The organism is Xanthomonas campestris pv. asclepiadis (assembly GCF_020784175.1).
GTDB classification, from domain to species: Bacteria; Pseudomonadota; Gammaproteobacteria; order Xanthomonadales; family Xanthomonadaceae; genus Xanthomonas; species Xanthomonas campestris_D.
In genome coordinates, this window is sequence record NZ_JAJGQM010000009.1 from 59,661 (window position 1) to 80,498 (window position 20,838).

The following is a 20,838-nucleotide window of genomic DNA, read 5'->3' on the forward strand; positions in this document are numbered from 1 at the left end:
GCGGTTCAACCAGGAAAGGGACGCTATGGTGCCACTTGCGACCGCCGGGACGAAATGGCGTGTGCCTGAGCGGCCAGACGCAGTTCACGTCGCTGCGCTGCGGGCAAGGTATCCGGCCAGAAAAGCAGGCGTTGGCGACGTGCATCCAGGCCAGTCCACGCCACCACCGCGACCGGCCCGCGCCACGCCACCTGCAGGCCCTGTACCTGCACACCGTCAACGCTGGCGGGCGTTTCGCTCCAGGGCACGATCACTTCCCGCGCTGGCGAGCGCAACAGCAGGCGCAGTGATAGTCCACCGGTCAACACCGTATAGACGGACAACAGCATCGCCAGCCATGGCGGTGCCCCGCTCCGCCAGAGCGCCCCCAACGCGAGCGCGCTCAGCACGCCCAGCGCGCAAGCAAGCCCGCGCGATGGGCGCCATTCAAGCCGGCATGGCGCGAATATCGGCGATGAGTGCGGCGTTGGCGGCATCCGGGCAGGCCTTGTATCCCATGAACCAGCGCCACAACTTATCGTCTTCGCAATCCAGCAGCTGTAGGAAAACCGCGCGCTCGGATTCGGAAGCCTGCGCCCAGCGTTGATCCAGATAGCGCCCGAACAATTGATCGAGCTCGCGCATGCCGCGCCGGCAACGCCAGCGCAGTTTCTTCAACAGGGTTTCTTCATCCATCTCACTCTCCAGCTCGCCTTGCCGGCGCCGAAAACGACAGCGGCACCAGACCAAGGGCCGGTGCCGCTGTGAACCATCTCCCCGCCGAGGCGGGCCCGCATTGCGCTGCGATCAGGCGCGACGCGCCATCATCAGCTTCTTGATCTCGGCAATCGCCAGCGCCGGGTTCAGGCCCTTGGGGCAGGTCCGCGCGCAGTTCATGATGGTGTGGCAGCGATACAGCTTGAACGGATCTTCCAGGTCGTCCAGGCGCGCACCGGTGTCTTCGTCGCGCGAATCGATGATCCAACGATACGCCTGCAGCAGGATCGCCGGGCCCAGATAGCGCTCGCCATTCCACCAGTAGCTCGGGCAGCTGGTCGAGCAGCAGGCGCACAGGATGCACTCGTACAACCCATCGAGCTTGCGGCGGTCTTCCGGCGACTGCAGGCGCTCGCGGTCCGGCGGCGGCGGGGTCTGGGTGCGGATCCACGGCTTGATCGACGCGTACTGCGCGTAGAAATGCGTCAGATCCGGCACCAGGTCCTTGATCACGCTCATGTGTGGCAGCGGATAGATCGGCACCTCGGCCTTGCCGCAGGCGGCAATCGCCTTGGTGCAGGCCAGCGTATTGGTGCCGTCGATGTTCATCGCGCACGAGCCGCAGATGCCCTCGCGGCAGGAGCGGCGGAACGCCAGTGTCGGGTCGATCTCGTTCTTGATCTTGATCAGCGCGTCCAACACCATCGGGCCGCACTTGTCGAGATCAATCTCGTAGCTGTCGGTACGCGGGTTGGCCTCGCCATCCGGATCCCAGCGGTAGACCTTGAAGGTGCGCGTGTTCTTGGCGCCCTGTGCAGGGTAATGCTTGCCCTTGCCGATCTTTGAATTCTTGGGGAGGGTGAACTCTGCCATAGCTGCTCTCGTTGGCTCAGGCGATGCGCGGTGCGAACGACAACCGCACCGTGCGCATGAAGGTAAAGATGACGGATGCCACCGCCGCGGCGGTGGCGCAACGGCCGGCGGCGTGCCGGCGTTGCCGCTGCGTCAGGACACGATCCGCCTGCAACGGTGCGCCGCTGCCATGCCCGAACAGGCCGGCCGGCAGAGGCAACGCACAAGCGGATCGATCCATGCGCATCGATCAGTAAACGCGCGGCTTCGGCGGGACCACGTCCACGTCCTTGCTCAGCGTGTACATGTGCACCGGACGATATTCGAACTCGCACTTGCCCTTGTCGTCGACGGTGACTAGCGTGTGCTTCTGCCAGTTGACGTCGTCGCGGTCCGGGAAGTCTTCGTGCGAATGCGCGCCGCGGCTTTCATGGCGCTGCTCTGCCGAGTTGATCGTCGCCACTGCGTTGAGCAGCAGGTTGTTCAACTCGTAGGTTTCGATCAGATCCGAGTTCCACACCAGCGAGCGGTCCGAGACCTTGACGTCCTCGAAGCTGGCGAAGATCTCGGCCATCTTGTCGACACCCTCTTTCAGCGTCTTGCTGGTACGGAACACGGCTGCGTCCGACTGCATGGTGCGCTGCATGTTGTCACGGATCACCGAAGTCGGCGTGGAGCCGTTGGCGTAGCGCAGCTTGTCCAGCAGGCCCAGCGCCTTTTCGCAGGCATCGGACGGCAGCGTCTTGTGCGGCTGGTTGGGCTTGACCGTCTCGGCGCAACGGTTTGCCACCGCACGGCCGAACACCACCAGATCCAGCAGCGAGTTGGAACCCAGGCGGTTGGCACCGTGCACCGATACGCAGGCAGCTTCGCCGATCGCGTACAGGCCCGGCACGACCGCATCCGGGTTGTCGCCCTGCTTGCGCACGACTTCGCCGTAGAAGTTGGTCGGAATGCCGCCCATGTTGTAGTGCACGGTCGGCAACACCGGAATCGGCTGCTTGGTCACGTCCACACCGGCAAAGATGTGCGCGCTCTCGGCGATGCCGGGCAGCTTTTCGTTGATGACTTCCGGGCCGAGGTGGGTCAGGTCGAGCAGGATGTGGTCCTTATGCTCGCCCACGCCACGGCCTTCGCGGATCTCCACGGTCATCGAGCGCGATACCACGTCGCGCGAGGCCAGATCCTTGTAATGCGGTGCGTAGCGCTCCATGAAGCGCTCGCCGTTACTGTTGCGCAGGATGCCGCCTTCGCCACGCACGCCTTCGGTGATCAGGCAGCCCGCACCGTAGATGCCGGTGGGATGGAACTGCACGAACTCCATGTCCTGCACCGGCAGGCCGGCACGCATCACCAGGCCGCCGCCGTCACCGGTACAGGTATGGGCGGAGGTGGCGCTGAAGTAGGCGCGGCCATAGCCGCCGGTGGCCAGCACCACGCCGTGGGCGCGGAACAGATGCAAGCTGCCATCGGCCATGTCCAGCGCCAGGACGCCGCGGCAGACGCCCTCCTCGTCGAAGATCAGGTCGAGCGCGAAGTACTCGATCATGAAGCGCGCGTTGTGCGCCAGCGACTGCTGGTACAGCGTGTGCAGCATCGCGTGACCGGTCCGGTCGGCCGCTGCGCAGGTGCGCTGTGCGGACGGGCCTTCGCCGTACTTGGTGGTCATGCCGCCGAACGGGCGCTGGTAGATCTTGCCCTCTTCGGTGCGCGAGAACGGCACGCCGTAGTGCTCAAGTTCGATGATGGCCGGGATCGCCTCACGGCACATGTACTCGATCGCGTCCTGGTCGCCCAGCCAATCGGAGCCCTTGATGGTGTCGTAGAAGTGGTAGCGCCAGTCGTCTTCGCCCATGTTGCCGAGCGCGGCCGAGATGCCGCCCTGCGCCGCCACGGTATGCGAGCGGGTCGGGAAGACCTTGGTCAGGCAGACCGTTTGCAGGCCCTTCTGGGCCAGGCCGAACGTGGCGCGCAGGCCGGCGCCGCCGGCGCCCACCACGACCATGTCGTACTTGTGTTCTGTGATCTTGTAAGCGGACATCGAATTATGGATTCCTGTTTGGTCGCGGACGACTCAGCTGATGCCCAGCGCAATACGCGCCACGGCAAACACGCTGACGATGGCGCCCAGCACGGCGACGAAGCGCACGATGGTCTGCGCAGCAAGCGCGAGCAGCGAGTTGTGCACGTAATCTTCCAACACCACCTGCATGCCCAGCTGCGCATGCCAGAACGAGGCGATCAGGAAGCCGACCAACAGGATCGCGTTCCATGGCTTGGCCACGGCGGCGCTGGCCGCAGCGTGATCGGCACCGATCAGGCTCAGCACGAAGATCAAAAACCAGATCGACAGCGGCACCAGGGCGGTGGCGGTCAGGCGCTGCACCACGAAGTGTTCGGTACCGGTTTTGGCGGCACCCAGGCCACGCACGTTTTTCAACGGGGTACGGTAGCGATTCATACGGCACCTCCGGCCAGCAGCACATAGGCCCAGATGGTAGCAGTGAGCACGAAGCTCAGGATCAGCGACAGCCAGCCAAGACTGACGAACGAGCGCACTGCATAGCCCTGTCCGAAGTCCTGCATGATGTGGCGCAGTCCACCAAACAGGTGGAACGCAAAGCACCAGGTCCAGCCGAACAGGAAGACCTGGCCGTACCAGGCGCCTGTGTGCTCGCGGAAACAATTCCAGTGGTCGGGGCCGAGCATCAATGTCAGCAAGGCGGCGGCAATCGCCAAAGCGCCGATGGACAGTACGATGCCGGTGGCTCGATTGAGAATCGAGGTCACCATCTGTATCTGCCAGCGATACACCTGGAGATGCGGGGAAAGAGGACGTTCGCGGATCGCCATTCGCTGGGCTCGTTTTCTCGGCTGGGCGGCACTAGACCGCTGTGGCTAAAAGCTGCTCAAAAATCGATGCAGCGTCCATTTTTTTCCCAGTCGCCGTAGCGCGTTGGCTCAGGGCCGTCGCGTCCACCAATTTCCTTGGGCAGTGGCTGCTTCTCGGGAAGATGCTCCTGAGGAGAAGGCTGCGTCTCGGAATCCTGCGCTGGGGTGGGGGTTGGATGGCCTATCATAGTGGTCTCACAACATTGCGATTTTAGTCCTCCCCTTCCATGGCTGACAACCTGAATCTTATTCCACAGGGTTTTGGCTCCCTGCACGACATGCAATACGTCCGCTTGATCGGGACGGATGCAGTGGCGTTCGCGCATGCCCAATTTGCCAACGACGTACAAGCGCTGGCGATCGGGCAGTGGCAGTGGAATGCGTGGTTGACCGCGAAGGGGCGCGTGATTGCCATCTTCGCACTCCTGCGTGAGGACGACACACACCTGTTGATGCTGTTGCCCGACGGCAATGCGACCGAGATCGCGGCGCAACTCGGCCGCTTCGTATTCCGACGCAAGCTCAAGATCGGCGTGGCAGCGCTTTCGGCGTACGGCGGCTTTGTCGTGCCTGCGCGCGCAAACGGCGCGCAGGCCGATATCGGAACGCAGCGTATCGAATTGGACATGGGCAGCCCGGCTCTGCCGCGCACCTTGGTATTGCTCGCGGACTATAAGGCATTGGCTGCGCCTATCGAATCTGCGCGGATGGATGCCGATTGGCGCCGTACGGATCTGCAACTGGGGCTGGCGCGCCTGCCCGATGCGCAACGCGAGCAGTGGACGCCGCAGCAGCTAGCGCTGGATCGCCTGCAGGCCTTCAGTGTCAAAAAGGGCTGCTATCCGGGCCAGGAAATCGTGGCACGCACGCATTTTCTGGGCAAGGCCAAGCGTGCGCTGCAGCTGCTGCAGGTCGATGCCGTTGGCAGCGATGCGCTGGTCGAGGCGGGCCAGGCCGTGCTGCTGGACGATGCCACCGTCGGCACGCTGGTCAGTGTGGCGGGCGATCTTGCACTGGCGGTGCTGCCGCTGGAGCTGACCCTGGAGGCCGGCGCCGTGCTGCAAGCGGGCGCGCATGCCGCACGCCCGCTTGCGTTCGTGCAGGGATTGGCGCGTTAAGCCACTGTCAGCCGTTCGCCGCTGGCCGGGTCGAAGAAATGCAAGGCGTCGCTGCGCAGCGCCAGGCGCAGTTGCTCCCCCACCGCCGGCAAGGCCTGCGGCGCGACACGGATCACCAGCGGCTGGCCGCCACGGTCGAGGTTGAGGAATATCTCGTTGCCGACCGGCTCGATCACATCGATACGTGCGTCGAAGCCCAGTGCGGCATCGCCTGACGGTTGCAGGTGCTCCGGGCGGACGCCGACGATCACCTCGCGACCAAACCAGCTGCGCTCGACCCGCGCCGCACCCAGCGGTACGCGCCAGCCATCGGCCATGACCAGATGCAGGCCGTCCAGTTCATCCAGGCGTCCCTGCAGCACATTCATCGCCGGGCTGCCGAGGAATCCGGCCACGAACAGATTGGCCGGGCGGTCGTACAGCGCCATCGGACTGTCGATCTGCTGAATCACCCCATCCTTGAGTACCACGATGCGCTGGCCCAGGGTCATCGCCTCGACCTGATCGTGGGTGACGTAGATCATCGTGGTACCCAGCTTGCGATGCAGCTGCGCGATCTCGGTGCGCACGCTGTGGCGCAGCTTGGCATCCAGATTGGAGAGCGGCTCGTCGAGCAGGAACACCGACGACTCGCGCACCATCGCCCGCCCCAGTGCCACGCGCTGACGCTGGCCGCCGGACATCGCCTTGGGCAGCTTGTCGAGCATCGGGGTCAGCCCCAGCAGCTCGGCGGCGTTGTTGACGCGCTCGGCGATGACCTGCTTGGGGTGGCCGCGCAGCTTGAGCCCGAAGGCCAGGTTCTCGGCCACGGTCATGTGCGGGTAGAGCGCATAGCTCTGGAACACCATGGCGATGTCGCGGTCCTTGGGGGCCACGTCGTTGACCACGCGCTCGCCGATCTTGAGCGTGCCGGCGCTGATGTCCTCGAGCCCGGCGATCATGCGCAACAGGGTCGACTTACCGCAGCCGGACGGACCGACCAGTACCATCAGCTCGCCATCGGCGACCTCGAAGCTCGCACCCTGTACCGCGACCTGGCCGTTCTCGTAGACCTTGCGGACACCTTCCAACTGCACTTTCGCCATCTTCGGCCTCAACGTAAGTTGTGCGCCCTGCCCTCGGCCCTCCCGACGGCGGTGACGCCGCATGCGCCTGCAAGGAAATTTCCTGCAAACGAATGCATTGGTTTATTCTGACATGTAATCGTTTTCACATGGCAACATCGATCTCGGGAGGGACCATGCCGCCACCGACCCAAGCCGCTGCCTCAAGCGGTGCAGCCTACCGTGCAAGGCCCGCCATTCGGCCACGCATGTGCAGGTCTACCGCCGCGGCGCTAACCGCTGACGGCCACTTGCTGCAACAATCGGGGATTGGGCGTACGCGTCCATCCCCCGCTGCGCGCACGCCAGTGTCGCTCAGGAACAGACATACCGACCGCCGGCTGTCCGGCGCCTTTCCGACCAGCTGCTGATCACGATGTCTCCAGAATCTGAAATTCGGTCCATGCACAACACCCTGATCCTGTTCGGCGCCACCGGCGATCTCGCCCAGCGCTATCTCTTCCCGTCCCTGCTGCGATTGTTCGTCGATGGCCTGCTGCCGGAGGACTTCCGTATCCGTGCGCTGGCATTGTCGCCGCACGACACCGAGGCGTTCCGCGAGGTCCTGCGCCCGCGCCTGGCCGCCGCGCTGCCGATCGCCACGCCCGAGCAGATCGAAACGCTGCTGCAGCGGGTCGACTATCGCTCGGTGGATATGCGCGATGCCGAGTCGGTGGCCAATGCCGTACGCGAGCTGGCCAGCCGCCAGTGCGTGAGCTACCTGGCGATTCCGCCGGGCCTGTATATCAGCACCTGCCAGGGCCTGGCCCTGGGCGGTGCGCTGGCCGCGCCGCACCGGCTGATGCTGGAAAAGCCGATCGGCCACGACTCGGACAGCGCCCGCGAGATCCTGCAGTCGATCGGCGCGCTGATCGACGAAGACCGCGTGTTCCGCCTGGACCATTACCTGGGCAAGGCGGCGGTGCAGAACCTGATCGCGCTGCGTTTCGGCAATACGTTGCTGGAAGCGGTGTGGAACCGCACCTACATCGAGTCGGTGCAGATCCTGGTGGCCGAAAGCGAAGGCGTGGACGGGCGTGATGCCTATTACGCCCGCTCCGGCGCGCTGCGCGACATGGTGCAGAGCCACATCCTGCAGCTGTTGTGCCTGGTGGCGATGGAGCCGCCGGCCTCGCTGGAAGCCGACCGCATCCGCGACGAGAAGGTCAAGGTGCTGCGCGCATTGCGCCCGATGACCGCCGAACACGCCGCCCATGACAGCGTGCGCGGCCGCTACACCGCCGGCAGCATCAACGGCCAGCCGGCGCAGGCCTATCACCCGCCGGAAGGCAGCGACGTGGAAACCTTCGTCGCGGTGACCGCGCATATCGACAACTGGCGCTGGGCCGGGGTGCCGTTCCACCTGTGCACCGGCAAGCGTCTGGCCGAGCGCTCCACCCGCATCGTGGTCACGCTCAAGCCGGTGACGCATTGGCTGTTCGAGCGCCCGGACCGGCAGAACGCCGTGCCCAACCGCCTGACCTTCCAGCTGCAGCCGCAGGAAAACATCGAGCTCGGCCTGATGAGCAGCCTGGCCGGCCCGGAATGGGGCGCGATCGAACTGCAGCCGCTGGAACTGGAACTGTCGGTGCCAACCGGCCTGCACCGCCGCATCGCCTACGAGCGCCTGTTCGTGGATGCCTTCAACGGCAACCCGGCGCTGTTCGTGCGCGACGACGAGGTCAAGGCCGCCTGGTCGTGGATCGACAGCGTCAGCCATGCGTGGAAAGACGCGCAGCTGCCGCTGCAGCCCTACCCGGCCGGCAGTTGGGGCCCCGATGCCGCGGCGCCCTTCCTGCCCCCGGCCACCGACGCACAGGGACACACCGCATGACCGCTCCTTCCAAGCCGGTGCTGGTTGCCGATATCGGCGGAACCAATGCGCGCTTCGCGCTGGCCGACGTCGACGCCTCGGTGCCGCTGCTGGATGACACCTCGCGCGAATTTGCGGTGGTCGACTTCGGCTCGCTCGGCGAAGCCGCGCGTTACTACCTCGACCAGATCGGCGTGCAGGCCACCCAGGGCGTGTTCGCCGTGGCCGGCCGCGTGGATGGCGACGAGGCACGCATCACCAACCATCCGTGGGTGATCTCGCGCTCGCGCACCGCTGCCATGCTGGGCTTCAGCACCCTGCACCTGATCAACGACTTCGCCGCGCAGGCCATGGCGATCAGCCTGCTGCGCCCGCAGGACGTGGTGCAGGTCGGCGGCGCCAGCTGGCGGCCGGCGCCGATCGATCAACCGCGCAACTACGGCGTGATCGGCCCGGGCACCGGGCTGGGCGTGGGCGGGCTGATCATCCGCAACGGGCGTTGCTTCCCGCTGGAAACCGAAGGCGGCCATGTCAGCTTCCCGCCCGGCACGCCGGAGGAGATCCGCATCCTGGAGATCCTTTCCGAGCAGTTCGGCCGGGTCTCCAACGAGCGCCTGATCTGCGGCCCAGGCCTGGTCAACATCCACCGCGCGCTCAGCGAGATCGCCGGGGTCGATCCGGGCCCGCTGCAGCCCAAGGACATCACCGCGCGTGCGGCGGCGGGCGACCCGCGCTCGTCGCGCACCATCGATCTGTTCTGCGCCATCTTCGGCGCGATCGCCGGCGACATGGTGTTGATGCAGGGCGCCTGGGACGGCGTGTTCCTCACTGGCGGGCTGGTGCCCAAGGTGCTGGATTCGCTGCAGCATTCCGGCTTCCGCCAGCGCTTCGAACACAAGGGACGCTTCTCCGCGATCATGTCGCGGGTGCCGTCGCTGGCAGTCATGCATCCGCATGCCGGCCTGCTCGGCGCCGCCGCCTATGCGGTGGATGCGCAGCGTCAGCATCCAGGGGAGCAACGATGAACCTGCAGGACAATCCGCGCATCACACTGGTGCGTTACGAAGACCCGGCCGAATGGACCGAGGCGGTCGCCAGCGAGATGGCCGACCTGCTGGAACAGGAGATTTCGCGCCGCGGCCAGGCGCGCATGCTGCTGTCCGGCGGCACCACCCCGGCGCCGGTGTACGAATCGCTCGCTCACCGTGCGCTGGACTGGTCGCGGGTGGAAGTGGGCCTGGTCGATGAGCGCTGGCTCTCGCCGCAGGATCAGGACAGCAACGCCTGGCTGGTCAATCACAGCTTTTTGACCCACGCACCGGCGGCGACCTTCATTCCGCTGGTGCGTCCGGGCAAGCAGTTGCCCGAGTGCGTGCACACCGCGAACCTGCAGGCCAGGCATGCCGAACCCGCATGCCTGGCGGTGCTGGGCATGGGCGGCGACGGACATACCGCCTCGCTGTTTCCGGGCTCGACCGATCTGAGCAAGGCACTGTCCAGCCCGCAGCCGTACGCGTCGCTGGATGCCACCGGCTGCCCCGGCTCGAATCAGTGGCCGCTGCGGATCACCCTGACACCGGCCGGACTGGCCGCCATCCCGACCCGCCTGCTGTTGCTGCGCGGCAAGCAGAAGCTTGACGTGCTGCAGGCTGCCTTGGAGGGCGATGATGTCAGCGAGTATCCGATCCGGGTGGCGCTGCAGCAGCCGGGCCCGAAGTTGCGGGTTCACTGGTGTGCTTGAATGCGAGTCCCTCGCAACAGCCGATTTTGTGCGAATCCCTCGCAAGAGCCCGCACATCCATGTGCGGGTATCTACGAAAAGAACAGCGTGATTACCTTCCCCGTTTCTCATAGCCGGTAGCCAATGAGCCTGCATCCGAACATCCAAGCTGTCACCGACCGTATCCGCAAGCGCAGCGCGCCGTCGCGCGCGGCGTATCTGGCCGGTCTCGATGCCGCCCTGCGCGAGGGTCCGTTCCGTAGCCGTCTGAGCTGCGGCAATCTTGCGCATGGTTTCGCTGCGTCCGAGCCGACCGACAAGTCGCGCCTGCGCGGTGCGGCCACCCCCAACCTCGGCATCATCACCGCCTACAACGACATGCTGTCGGCCCATCAGCCGTTCGAGCATTACCCGCAATTGATCCGCGAGACCGCGCGTACGCTTGGCGCCACCGCGCAGGTCGCCGGCGGCGTGCCGGCGATGTGCGACGGGGTGACCCAGGGCCGCGCGGGCATGGAGCTGTCGCTGTTCTCGCGCGACAACATTGCCCAGGCCACGGCGATCGGCCTGAGCCACGACATGTTCGACAGCGTGGTGTACCTGGGCGTGTGCGACAAGATCGTGCCGGGCCTGCTGATCGGCGCGCTGGCGTTCGGACATCTGCCGGCGCTGTTCATGCCGGCCGGCCCGATGACGCCGGGCATTCCGAACAAGCAGAAAGCCGAAGTGCGCGAGCGCTACGCCGCCGGCGAAGCCACCCGCGCCGAACTGCTGGAAGCCGAGTCGTCCTCGTATCACTCGGCCGGTACCTGCACCTTCTACGGCACCGCCAACTCCAACCAGGTGTTGCTCGAAGCGATGGGCGTGCAGCTGCCCGGCGCCTCGTTCGTCAACCCGGAACTGCAGTTGCGCGATGCGCTGACCCGCGAGGGCACCGCGCGTGCGCTGGCAATCTCCGCGCTGGGCCAGGACTTCCGCCCCTTCGGTCGCCTGATCGACGAGCGTGCCATCGTCAATGCCGTGGTCGCGCTGATGGCCACCGGCGGCTCGACCAATCACACCATCCACTGGATTGCGGTGGCGCGCGCGGCCGGCATCGTGCTGACCTGGGACGACATGGACCTGATCTCGCAGACCGTGCCGCTGCTGACCCGCATCTACCCCAACGGCGAAGCCGACGTGAATCGGTTCCAGGCCGCGGGCGGCACTGCCTTCGTGTTCCGCGAGCTGATGGACGCCGGGATGATGCACGACGACCTGCCCACCGTGGTCGAGGGCGGCATGCGCGCCTACGCCAACGAGCCGCGCCTGCAGGACGGCAAGATCGTCTACGTGCCCGGCACCGCGACCACCGCCGACGACAGCGTGGCGCGCCCGGTCAGCGCCGCATTCGAGTCGCAGGGCGGCTTGCGCCTGCTGCGCGGCAACCTGGGCCGTTCGCTGATCAAGCTGTCGGCGGTCAAGCCGCAGCACCGCACGATTGAGGCGCCAGCGGTGGTGATCGATACGCCGCAGGTGCTCAACAAGCTGCATGCCGCCGGCGTGCTGCCGCACGATTTCGTGGTGGTGCTGCGTTACCAGGGCCCGCGTGCCAATGGCATGCCGGAATTGCACTCGATGGCGCCGCTGCTGGGCCTGTTGCAGAATCAGGGCCGGCGCGTGGCGCTGGTCACCGACGGCCGTTTGTCCGGTGCCTCGGGCAAGTTCCCGGCGGCGATCCACATGACGCCCGAAGCCGCACGCGGCGGCCCGATCGGGCGCGTGCGCGAAGGCGACATCGTGCGCCTGGACGGCGAAGCCGGCACGCTGGAAGTGCTGGTGTCGGCAGAAGAGTGGGCATCGCGCGAGGTCGCGCCGAACACCTCGGTGGCCGGCAACGATCTGGGGCGCAACCTGTTCGCCATCAACCGCCAGGTGGTCGGCCCGGCCGACCAGGGCGCCATCTCGATTTCCTGCGGCCCGACCCGTCCGGACGGCGCGCTGTGGAGCTACGACGCCGAGTACGAACTCGGTGCCGATGCAGCGGCCGCCGCCGCACCGCACGAGTCCAAGGACGCCTGATTCCCCTTCCCTCTGCGCGACCGCCTGGCGGTCGCCGTCTACCGGAGTTGCAATGACGATTGCCCAGACCCAGAACACCGCCGAACAGCTGCTGCGCGACGCCGGCATTCTGCCGGTGGTCACCGTGGACACGCTGGACCAGGCCCGCCGCGTCGCCGATGCGCTGCTCGAAGGCGGCCTGCCCGCGATCGAGCTGACCCTGCGCACCCCGGTCGCGATCGAAGCGCTGGCCATGCTCAAGCGCGAGCTGCCCGACATCGTGATCGGCGCCGGCACCGTGCTGAGCGAGCTGCAACTGCGGCAGTCGGTGGATGCCGGTGCGGACTTCCTGGTCACCCCGGGCACGCCGGCACCGCTGGCGCGTCTGCTCGCCGATGCGCCGATCCCGGCCGTGCCCGGCGCGGCGACGCCGACCGAACTGCTGACCCTGATGGGCCTGGGCTTCCGTGTCTGCAAGCTGTTCCCGGCCACCGCCGTGGGCGGATTGCAGATGCTCAAGGGCCTGGCCGGCCCGCTGTCCGACCTCAAGCTCTGCCCCACCGGCGGCATCAGCGAGGCCAACGCGGCCGAGTTCCTGTCGCAGCCGAACGTGCTGTGCATCGGCGGCTCCTGGATGGTGCCCAAGGACTGGCTGGCCCAGGGCCAGTGGGACAAGGTCAAGGAAAGCTCGGCCAAGGCTGCGGCGATCGTGCGGCAGGTACGGGCTGGCTGACTTACGGGGCACCGCGGCCAGCGGCCTGGAAGACTGGGCTTCTGCGTGAAAGAAAGCTGGTTGCCCGAGGAAAGCGTGGTTGACTGGCGCTTTATCGTTTTTTGAAGAAAAGCGCCGTTGTTTGCGCTTTGACTTTGGTTGAGAAAGGCATGGTGGCTGGCGCCTTGTTTTTGCCCGCAGGAGCGGCCCGCGGGCGCCGGGGCAGGACACGCCATGAACCCATCCATGGGGGTTCTTACACGACATCCTTGTCGTGTAAGGTCCTGCCCCGGCGCCCGCGGACCACTCTTCGAATCGTCCTGTGTTTGCGGAACGGAGAGCAGCGATTGCCGCAGGGGGGCTCGACTCAGGCTTTGATAGTTGCCTTGCCTAGTAAGGCAGAGACCTCTTCGCATCCCTCTTGAAGGTGGTGGATTGAGAGCGGTGGAAAACCGTGCACCTCTAAGCAATTGACGTCAGGGCGGTTTTTCCGAGAGCTACAAAGTCATAAGGTCCAGAAGACGTGCAGCGAACTTGGCGGATGACTGGCACGTACTAAAATCGAGCACGAATCAGCTGCGGTTTTTCGTTGCCCAACGTCGCGGAAACGACTCGCCGAAGCGACAGCGTGGCCGGGGATTGGCGGAGAGCGGCACAGGGATGTGCCGCGGCGGCGAGTCAGACAGGATGTCTGACCGAGCCGAGGAGCCAGTCCGCGGACGCGCTGTCGCCCTCACCGAAGCCATCGACTGACAGCCGCTTGATTGGCAGTGCCCGGAGAACCCGTACCCTCACCCCAACCCCTCTCCCGACGGGAGAGGGGCTGCAGTCGGCGCGTGTCGTTCAAAACTCCAGCCCTAGGTGGCTGCGATGTTGTCGGAACACCACACGCACGGCGAAAGATCCCTGGCTCTACTGCTGTCAGCGAGAATCGCGCAGGTCAATGGAAAACAGGATGAGGAATCGGCTTGCCTTGACTAGGTCATGGCAACAACTCACCGAGGCGGCAGTGTGGCCGGGGATTGGCGGAGAGCGGCACAGGGACGTGCCGCGGCGGCGAGTCAGACAGGATGTCTGACCGAGCCGAGGAGCCAGTCCGCGGACGCAGTGTCGCTCTCAACGAAGCCAGCGAATGACAGCCGCTTACTTGGCGATACCTGGAGAAACCGTACCCTCTCCCCAACCCCTCTCCCGGCGGGAGAGGGGTTTCAGGCGGCGCGTGACGTTCAAGACTCAAGCGCTACCTAGCGGTGGCGTCTTCGGCACACCGTGACAAACTTCAGCCAGGTTGACTGATCAAGACTCCAACGCAACGCTTGCCGGCGGCGTCTTCGACACGCCACGCGCACGCCGCACCAGCGCTGCTGCGCCATTGCTCATGTCATCGAGAATCGCGTAGATCGTGGGCAGAAACAGCAGGCTCACTACCGTCGAAAACGCCAGGCCACCGGCGATCGCGCGGGCCATCGAGAAATACGGCGGGCCGTCGCTGAACATCGTGGTGCTGGTCAACGATATCGGCACCATCGCCAGGATGGCGGTGGCCATCGTCATCATGATCGGCCGCAAGCGCTCGCGTGAGCCTTCGATCAACGCCTGCGTGCGGCCCATGCCACGGCGGCGCAGGTTGTTGATGTGCTCGATCATCACGATGCCGTTGTTCACCACAACGCCCATCAACACCAGGATGCCGATGAAGGACATGATCCCGAACGAGGTGCCGGTGATCCAGAACAGCCAGAACACCCCGAAGATCGAAAACACCACGCCGCTCATGATCGCCGCAGGAAACAGCAGCGACTCGAACACCGCCGCCATCACCACGTAGATCATCACCAGTGCGATCACCAGGTTGAACACCATCTGGCCCATCGCTTCGCCGTCGTTCTGGTAGTCGCCGCCATCGAACGTGTAGCTGTAACCGGCCGGGAAACTCATCGCCTTGAGCGGCTGTTCCATTGCCGCGCGTGCTTCCGGGACAGTGACCTTGCTGGCCGGATTGGCCTTGATCGTCAGCGTGGTCTGGCGGTTGGTGCGGCCGATCTGCGTGGCGGCCGGGCGAATCTGCACATCCACCAGGCTGAGCAACGGCACGCTGCGGCCATCCTTGGTGCGCACCGTGAAGCTGGCCAGGTCTTCCGGCTTGCTCTGTTCGGCGCCAGCAAAGCGCACCCACACCGGCACCTCGTTGTCGCCGCGGCGAAACTCGCGCAACGGCGTGCCACGCAAGGCCAGGCCCACGAAGCTTGCCACCTGCTCGGCACTGAAGCCGAAGGCCGCCGCACGCTCGCGGTCCACCCGGATCGCCAACTCGCTGGTGCGGTCGCCGGTGTCCACATGCACATCGCGCAATTCCTTGCGCTGCGCCAGCAGTGGGATCACGTCGTCGGCCAACGCCTGCAAAGCCTGGGTCGAATCACCGACCAGCTGCACCTGCACACCTTGGTTGCCACTGCCGCCATCGCCCTGATTGCCGATGCTGTAGTCCGCACGCGCCGAGCGCGGCAATGCCTTGCGAATCTGTTCCAGCAGCGGCGGCAGGTCCTTGACCTTGCCCGCATCGAAGGTCACGGTGGTGCTGCTGCCTTCCGCTTCGCTGAACCACGAATAGATCTGGGTGATGTGGTACTTGTCGCGATTGGCCTGCAGGTAACGCTCGACCCGGCCGACCTCCTCGCCCATCTGCTCATGCGTGTACGAGCCTTTCCACTGGTACTGGATGAAGGCCTCGTTGCCGCCATCGCCGCCGAACATGTCGACCTTGGTCAACTTCATCGGCACCAGGCTGATCGCACTGACCAACACGATACCGGCCACGCTCCAGCCGCGATGCGCCAGCGTCCACGCCAGCACCCTGGCGTAACGGCGCTGCAGCCGTGCGATCACGCCGCGCTCGGAGCTCACCATCGGCGGTGTCTTCATGCGCGCCGACAACATCGGAATCAGGCTGATGGCCACCAGCCACGAAGCCAGCAGCGACACCGAAATGGTGATCGCGATCTGCGCCATGAAGATGCTGATGTTGTTGGTCTCGCCGAACAGGTTCGGCACGAACACGATGCAATGGCACAAGGTGCCGGCGCTGAGCGCGATCGCCACGCTGCGCGTGCCAAGCAAGGCCGCCAGCTGCGGTTGGCCGGGCATGCGCTCGCGTTCCTGGTAGATGCTTTCCACCACCACCACCGCGTTGTCGACCAGCATGCCGACCGCCAGCAGCAGGCCCATCATGGTCAGGATGTTGAGCGTGACGCCGACGAAGTACATGAAGCCCAGCGTGATCGCAAAGCAGATCGGAATCGCCAGCGTCACCATCAGCGTCGATGGCCAGTGGCGCAGGAAGAAGAACAGCACCGTGATCGACAACAGCAAGCCCACCGCGCCGGCTTCGGCCAGTTCCGCCAGCGACGAGGTCACCGCCTTGCCCTGGTTGTCGATCACCTTGATCTGCACATCGCGCATCGCAGGTTCGGCGCGAATGTCTTCGACCTCCTTCAACGCCGCCCTGGACACATTCACCAGGTTGGCGCTGCGCTCCTTGTAGATATCCAGCCCGATCGCCGGCCGTCCATCCAGGCGGCGGCCGTAATTCATGCGCGTGGGCTTGAGCCGCACCTGCGCAATATCGCCAAGACGCAGCCCTTTTGCGTTGAGCACCAGCTCGCGCAATTCCTGCAGGTCGCGCAACTCGCCGATCGGCTGTACCCGAATGCGCTGGCCGTTATCGTCGATCTGGCCGGCGGACACCGAGAAGTTGAGCTTGCCCAGGCGCTCGCTCAAGTCATTGAGGCTGAGGTCGTGCGCAGTGAGCCGGTCCGGCGCGATCGCGATCTCCACTTCGTTCGGCGGGGCGCCGGAGATCTCCACCTTGGCCACGCCGGGAATCCGTTCGATGCGCCGCTTGAATTCGCGGTCGAGCATGTCGTACGCGCCGGTCAGGTCGGTCTGGCTGGCCAGGCGCACCTTGAGCACCGGCTCGTCGCTGCTGGACCATTTGTAAATGTGGAAGCGCTGCAGATCTTCCGGAAAATCGTCGCGGATGGCATCCAGCCGCTCGCGCGCATCCGATGCGGCAATGGCGATGTCGCGGTCCCAGTCGGAGAACTCGATGAAGATGTTGGCGCCATCGGCGGTGGCGGTCGAGCGCATGCGCTTGATGCCGGTCATCGTCGCCAGCGCCTCTTCGGCCGGTCGCACCAGGTTGCGTTCCACCTCGTCCGGGGTGGAGCCGGTGTACGGCAGTTGCACGAACAGGAACGGTGCGGAAATGTCCGGCAGCGCTTCCAGCGGCAGCCGGAACGCGGCAATCAGCCCCACCACCACCAGCGAGACGAAGCACATGATGGTGGTGACCGGGCGACGGATGCTGAAGGCGGCAACGCTCATAGCGCCTCCAGCCCGTCGGAGTTCTCACCGGCCTGCGCCTGCTGCCGCGCCATGCGCCGGCCACGCTCCAGGTAATACGCATCTGCGCGACGATCCAGCAGGTCGTACACCACCGGGATCACCAGCAGGGTCAGCAGCGTGGACACCAGCAACCCACCGATCACGGTGATCGCCATCGGCGCGCGTACCTCCGCGCCCTCGCCCATCGCCACCGCCAGCGGCAGGAAGCCGAACAAGGTGCACAGCGTGGTCATCACGATCGGCCGCAGGCGCGAACGCGCGCCTTCGATCAAGGCCTCGCGCTTGGGCACGCCGTCCTCGCGCAACTGGTTGACCTTGTCGATCAGGATGATCGCGTTCTTGGTCACCAGCCCCACCAGCAGGATCAAGCCGATAAACACCACCACCGACACCGGCTTGCCGGTCATCAGCAAGGCCAGCACCGCGCCGACCATCGCCAGCGGGATGGTGAACAGGATGACGAACGGATGCAGCAGCGATTCGAACTGCGAGGCCATCACCAGATAGACCAGGAAGATCGCCAAGCCGAACGCGAACAGCAGCGACTTCACCGATTGCGCCAGCTCCTCGCCCTGCCCGCCGATATGCATGCCCACGCCGGCGGCCAGCGGATCGTTGCGCACCATCGACTCGACCTCGCGCACCGCACCGCCCAGATCCATGTCATGCAGACTGGCCGACACGATCGCCACGCGGGTCTGATCGGCGCGATGGATCTCGCTCGGCCCGGTCGTCGCCACGACCTCGGCCACCGCCGCCAGCCGCACCGGTCGGCTGCTGCCCGGGTTGACGATCAGCTGACGGATCGCATCCACACTGGCGCGGTCGCTGTGTTGCGCACGCACCAGTACATCGATCTTGCGATCGCGAAAGCTGTAGCGCGTGGCCACATCGCCGCGCACCTTCTTGACGATGACATCGGCGATCTGGCGGGTGGTCAGCCCAACGCACCAGCGCGTTCCTGATCGAAACGGATCTGGATTTCCGGGAAGCCCTCTTCCACCGTCGACTTGACGTCGGCGTAGTGGCCATTGGCCCGCAGCATCGCCGCCAGCTTCTGCCCGGCACGTTCCAGCTCGCCCAGATCCTGGCCGCGCAGCTCCACTTCCAGCGGCGTGGAGAAGCTGAACAATGCCGGCCGCGCAAAATCTACCTGCGCTCCGGGATGCCCGACCATGCTGCTACGTAGCCGCCTGGTGGCCGCCGCTTCCACTTCCGGGCTGCCGCCGCCGGCCATCACCACGGTGAGCTTGCCGATGTTCTCGCCGCTCTCGGTGGGGTTGGCGTCCAGCCGCGTGCCGCTACCGCTGACGCCATACAACGAGGCAATGCCCGGATCCTTGTCGTGCGCCAGCTGCAACTCGCGCACCAGCGCGTCGGTCTGCGCCAACGGCGTACCGGAAGGCAGCTTCACGGTCATTTCGAAGCGGTCCTGCGCCAGCTGCGGAATCAGGTCCGCCCCCAGCATCGGCACCAGCAACACGGTGCCGATAAACGCGGCAGCCGCCAGTCCCAGCACCAACCCGGGCCGCCGTAACGCCGCCGGCAGCATCGCCAGATAGCCACGCTCGGCGCGGCCATACGGCGCCATCGCCAGATCACTGGCCTTGCGCATCACGGGCGACACCACCCGCGCGATGCCGCGCCACAGCTTGACCACCGTCCATGCAACCGCGAAGAACGCATAGCGCACGCTCGCCCCAGCCCCGCGCCGGCCCGCGGCCACCGGCTTGAGCCAGCGCTGCTGCGGCTGCCACTGCGGGTGGCTCGGCTCGTCCGGAAACGCCATCGGCGGCGCGCCCTTGAGCGAACTCAGCATGGGGATCAGCGTCATCGACACCACCAGCGAAATCGCGATCGCAATCGCCACGGTCATTGCCTGGTCGCGGAACAGCTGCCCGGCGATGCCCTCGACGAACACCAGCGGCAGGAACACCGCGATCGTGGTCAGCGTCGAGGCCATCACCGCCATGCTGACTTCACGGGTGCCGGCAATCGCGGCATCCAGCACGCTCAGGCCGCGCTCGCGCGCCTTGGCGATGCTTTCCAGCACCACGATCGAATCGTCCACCACCAGGCCGGTGGCCAGCGCCAACCCGCCCAGCGACATCACGTTGAGGCTCAGGCCCAGCTGGCCCATGAAGAAGAACGTGGTGATGATCGACACCGGCAGCGACAGGCTGATCACGAAGGTGCTCCAGCCATCGCGCAGGAACAGGAAGATGATCAGGATCGCCAGCACCCCGCCGATCACCGCATCCTTCTTGACGTCGCTGATCGCGTGCTCGATGAAGTGCGACTGGTCCTCGATGGTGGTGATCTCCACATCGCCCGGAACGGTCGCCTTCAGTTGCTCCAGCCGCTTGCGTAGCGCTGCGGCGGTGGACACGGTGTTGGCGTCGCCTTCCTTGTAGATCGCCAGCTCCACCGCTTCCTTGCCGCCCAGGCGGATGATCGCCTCGCGCTCCTTGTAGCCCTGGCGCACCTCGGCCACATCCTTCAATCGCACCGGCATGCCGCCGGCAATACTGCTGGTCGACGACGAGGACGTGCTCTGCACTTCGGCCGCCGCCGCCAGCGCCGCCTGCGAGCCGGTGGACGCGGCGATCGCATACATCTGCTGCATCGCCGCTTCTGCGGCGCTGCCGCTGCTGCTCTGCGTAGTCACCAGCATGTTGCGGATCTCGTCCATATCCACGAACTGGTTGACCGTTCGCACCAGATACCGCTGCGAGCCTTCTTCCAGCCGGCCGCCGGAGATGTTGACGTTCTCCTCCTTGAGCCGGGTAATCACATTGTCGATCGGCAGGTTGAGCTGCGCCAGTTTCTGCTGATCGATATCGACCTGGATCTCGTCCTCCAGCCCGCCGCCGACCTTGACCGCGGCCACGCCGGCCACCGGTTCGAGCTTCTTTTTCAGATCCTCGTCGGCATAGCGACGCAGGCCGGTAAGCTGGCGGATCGCATCGCTGTCGGAGGACGGCGCCTGCTTCTGCGACAACGCCAGCCGCATGATCGGCTCGGTCGACGGATTGAAGCGCAGCAACACCGGCGGCTTAGTTTCCAGCGGCAGCGACAGGGCTTCCATCTTGTCGCGTACCTCCAGGCTGGCCTGGTCCATGTTGGTGCCCCAGGCGAATTCCAGCACCACATCGCTCTGCCCGGTGCGCGAGATCGACTTGAGCTTGCGCAGGTTCTTGACCACGCCGACCGCTTCTTCCACCGGCTCGGTCACCAGCGTCTCGATTTCCGCCGGCGCCGCGCCGGTGTATTCGGTGCGCACGGTCAGCGTGGGATAGCTCAGATCCGGCAACAGATTGACCTTGAGGCTGCGCAAGGCGATCAGCCCGAACAGCAGCATGGTCACGGTGATCATCGCGATGGTCACCCGCCGCCGCGTGGCGAAGGCCACCAGACCGCCGCCGCCGGGCAAGGGCGCATGCGGGTCGTGCACGGGTCCGTGCGGGTTGCCGTGATCGCTCATGAGC

General features: G+C 65.6%; 16 protein-coding genes and 1 pseudogene. 6 read left to right on the forward strand and 11 right to left on the reverse strand.

Going from position 1 to position 20,838, the window contains the following annotated elements:
• Positions 1-23 precede the first annotated feature (23 nt).
• The 8 genes from LL972_RS06645 to LL972_RS21695 all read right to left on the reverse strand — a co-directional run bounded on the left by LL972_RS06645 (position 24) and on the right by LL972_RS21695 (position 4,766).
• Positions 24-476 carry a hypothetical protein gene (locus tag LL972_RS06645; protein ID WP_228326908.1) on the reverse strand — a complete coding sequence of 151 codons (453 nt, stop codon included), beginning with the start codon at positions 474-476 and terminating at the stop codon, positions 24-26.
• A complete protein-coding gene (locus LL972_RS06650; protein WP_228326909.1) occupies positions 427-675 on the reverse strand; it encodes a succinate dehydrogenase assembly factor 2 in 249 nt (82 codons plus the stop codon). Before LL972_RS06650 ends, LL972_RS06645 begins: the two co-directional genes overlap by 50 nt.
• 111 nt (positions 676-786) lie before the next feature.
• Positions 787-1,569 (reverse strand): succinate dehydrogenase iron-sulfur subunit, encoded by a 783-nt coding sequence (locus LL972_RS06655; protein ID WP_024938686.1) that lies wholly within the window; start codon positions 1,567-1,569, stop codon positions 787-789.
• Between the two features lie 16 nt (positions 1,570-1,585).
• Positions 1,586-1,789 (reverse strand): hypothetical protein, encoded by a 204-nt coding sequence (locus LL972_RS06660; RefSeq protein ID WP_429002123.1) that lies wholly within the window; start codon positions 1,787-1,789, stop codon positions 1,586-1,588.
• A gap of 9 nt (positions 1,790-1,798) precedes the next feature.
• Positions 1,799-3,589 (reverse strand): succinate dehydrogenase flavoprotein subunit, encoded by a 1,791-nt coding sequence (sdhA, locus tag LL972_RS06665; protein ID WP_039514416.1) that lies wholly within the window; start codon positions 3,587-3,589, stop codon positions 1,799-1,801.
• Positions 3,590-3,622: 33 nt separating this feature from the next.
• Entirely contained in the window at positions 3,623-4,009 is a 387-nt protein-coding gene (gene sdhD, locus LL972_RS06670; RefSeq protein WP_016902592.1) for a succinate dehydrogenase, hydrophobic membrane anchor protein, read from the reverse strand.
• Positions 4,006-4,401 carry a succinate dehydrogenase, cytochrome b556 subunit gene (sdhC, locus tag LL972_RS06675; RefSeq protein ID WP_228326911.1) on the reverse strand — a complete coding sequence of 132 codons (396 nt, stop codon included), beginning with the start codon at positions 4,399-4,401 and terminating at the stop codon, positions 4,006-4,008. The genes sdhD and sdhC overlap by 4 nt, the downstream gene beginning before the upstream one ends.
• A 56-nt stretch (positions 4,402-4,457) precedes the next feature.
• Positions 4,458-4,766 carry a DUF1674 domain-containing protein gene (locus tag LL972_RS21695; RefSeq protein ID WP_228599687.1) on the reverse strand — a complete coding sequence of 103 codons (309 nt, stop codon included), beginning with the start codon at positions 4,764-4,766 and terminating at the stop codon, positions 4,458-4,460.
• Here LL972_RS21695 and LL972_RS06685 point away from each other — a divergent pair.
• On the forward strand, positions 4,668-5,558 hold the full coding sequence (locus LL972_RS06685; protein ID WP_228326912.1) for a YgfZ/GcvT domain-containing protein: 891 nt from the start codon (positions 4,668-4,670) through the stop codon (positions 5,556-5,558). The genes LL972_RS21695 and LL972_RS06685 overlap by 99 nt on opposite strands.
• Here LL972_RS06685 and LL972_RS06690 read toward each other — a convergent pair.
• Positions 5,555-6,643, reverse strand: a complete 1,089-nt coding sequence (locus LL972_RS06690; protein ID WP_228326913.1) for an ABC transporter ATP-binding protein — start codon at positions 6,641-6,643, stop codon at positions 5,555-5,557. The genes LL972_RS06685 and LL972_RS06690 overlap by 4 nt on opposite strands.
• Positions 6,644-7,064: 421 nt before the next feature.
• Here LL972_RS06690 and zwf point away from each other — a divergent pair, with 421 nt between their 5' ends.
• The 5 genes from zwf (at position 7,065) to LL972_RS06715 (ending at position 12,967) form a co-directional block, all read left to right on the forward strand.
• Positions 7,065-8,495 carry a glucose-6-phosphate dehydrogenase gene (gene zwf / locus LL972_RS06695; protein ID WP_228326914.1) on the forward strand — a complete coding sequence of 477 codons (1,431 nt, stop codon included), beginning with the start codon at positions 7,065-7,067 and terminating at the stop codon, positions 8,493-8,495.
• The gene (gene glk / locus LL972_RS06700; RefSeq protein ID WP_016902597.1) at positions 8,492-9,499 is read left to right on the forward strand and encodes a glucokinase; all 1,008 of its coding nucleotides are present in this window, start codon (positions 8,492-8,494) and stop codon (positions 9,497-9,499) included. The genes zwf and glk overlap by 4 nt, the downstream gene beginning before the upstream one ends.
• Positions 9,496-10,215 carry a 6-phosphogluconolactonase gene (pgl, locus tag LL972_RS06705; protein WP_228326915.1) on the forward strand — a complete coding sequence of 240 codons (720 nt, stop codon included), beginning with the start codon at positions 9,496-9,498 and terminating at the stop codon, positions 10,213-10,215. The genes glk and pgl overlap by 4 nt, the downstream gene beginning before the upstream one ends.
• Before the next feature lie 123 nt (positions 10,216-10,338).
• Positions 10,339-12,255: a phosphogluconate dehydratase gene (edd, locus tag LL972_RS06710; RefSeq protein WP_228326916.1), complete on the forward strand. Its 1,917-nt coding sequence runs from the start codon at positions 10,339-10,341 to the stop codon at positions 12,253-12,255.
• Positions 12,256-12,307: 52 nt separating this feature from the next.
• Complete coding sequence (locus tag LL972_RS06715; protein ID WP_228326917.1) at positions 12,308-12,967, forward strand: bifunctional 4-hydroxy-2-oxoglutarate aldolase/2-dehydro-3-deoxy-phosphogluconate aldolase; 660 nt, start codon at positions 12,308-12,310, stop codon at positions 12,965-12,967.
• A 1,275-nt stretch (positions 12,968-14,242) separates the two neighbouring features.
• Here the strand turns inward: LL972_RS06715 and LL972_RS06720 are convergent.
• Both LL972_RS06720 and LL972_RS06725 read right to left on the reverse strand, forming a co-directional pair.
• Positions 14,243-17,329 (reverse strand): efflux RND transporter permease subunit, encoded by a 3,087-nt coding sequence (locus LL972_RS06720; RefSeq protein ID WP_228326918.1) that lies wholly within the window; start codon positions 17,327-17,329, stop codon positions 14,243-14,245.
• Positions 17,326-20,834: pseudogene (locus LL972_RS06725) on the reverse strand (efflux RND transporter permease subunit). The gene LL972_RS06720 and the pseudogene LL972_RS06725 overlap by 4 nt, the downstream one beginning before the upstream one ends.
• Positions 20,835-20,838 lie beyond the last annotated feature (4 nt).

Excerpts from the sequence above, each read along its gene's own strand:
- LL972_RS06645 (WP_228326908.1), bottom strand. The coding sequence starts at position 476 with ATGCCGCCAACGCCGCACTCATCGCCGATATTCGCGCCATGCCGGCTT.
- LL972_RS06650 (WP_228326909.1), bottom strand. The coding sequence starts at position 675 with ATGGATGAAGAAACCCTGTTGAAGAAACTGCGCTGGCGTTGCCGGCGC.
- LL972_RS06655 (WP_024938686.1), bottom strand. The coding sequence starts at position 1,569 with ATGGCAGAGTTCACCCTCCCCAAGAATTCAAAGATCGGCAAGGGCAAG.
- LL972_RS06660 (WP_429002123.1), bottom strand. The coding sequence starts at position 1,789 with ATGGATCGATCCGCTTGTGCGTTGCCTCTGCCGGCCGGCCTGTTCGGG.
- sdhA (WP_039514416.1), bottom strand. The coding sequence starts at position 3,589 with ATGTCCGCTTACAAGATCACAGAACACAAGTACGACATGGTCGTGGTG.
- sdhD (WP_016902592.1), bottom strand. The coding sequence starts at position 4,009 with ATGAATCGCTACCGTACCCCGTTGAAAAACGTGCGTGGCCTGGGTGCC.
- sdhC (WP_228326911.1), bottom strand. The coding sequence starts at position 4,401 with ATGGCGATCCGCGAACGTCCTCTTTCCCCGCATCTCCAGGTGTATCGC.
- LL972_RS06685 (WP_228326912.1), top strand. The coding sequence starts at position 4,668 with ATGGCTGACAACCTGAATCTTATTCCACAGGGTTTTGGCTCCCTGCAC.
- LL972_RS21695 (WP_228599687.1), bottom strand. The coding sequence starts at position 4,766 with ATGCGCGAACGCCACTGCATCCGTCCCGATCAAGCGGACGTATTGCAT.
- LL972_RS06690 (WP_228326913.1), bottom strand. The coding sequence starts at position 6,643 with ATGGCGAAAGTGCAGTTGGAAGGTGTCCGCAAGGTCTACGAGAACGGC.
- zwf (WP_228326914.1), top strand. The coding sequence starts at position 7,065 with ATGCACAACACCCTGATCCTGTTCGGCGCCACCGGCGATCTCGCCCAG.
- glk (WP_016902597.1), top strand. The coding sequence starts at position 8,492 with ATGACCGCTCCTTCCAAGCCGGTGCTGGTTGCCGATATCGGCGGAACC.
- pgl (WP_228326915.1), top strand. The coding sequence starts at position 9,496 with ATGAACCTGCAGGACAATCCGCGCATCACACTGGTGCGTTACGAAGAC.
- edd (WP_228326916.1), top strand. The coding sequence starts at position 10,339 with ATGAGCCTGCATCCGAACATCCAAGCTGTCACCGACCGTATCCGCAAG.
- LL972_RS06715 (WP_228326917.1), top strand. The coding sequence starts at position 12,308 with ATGACGATTGCCCAGACCCAGAACACCGCCGAACAGCTGCTGCGCGAC.
- LL972_RS06720 (WP_228326918.1), bottom strand. The coding sequence starts at position 17,329 with ATGAGCGTTGCCGCCTTCAGCATCCGTCGCCCGGTCACCACCATCATG.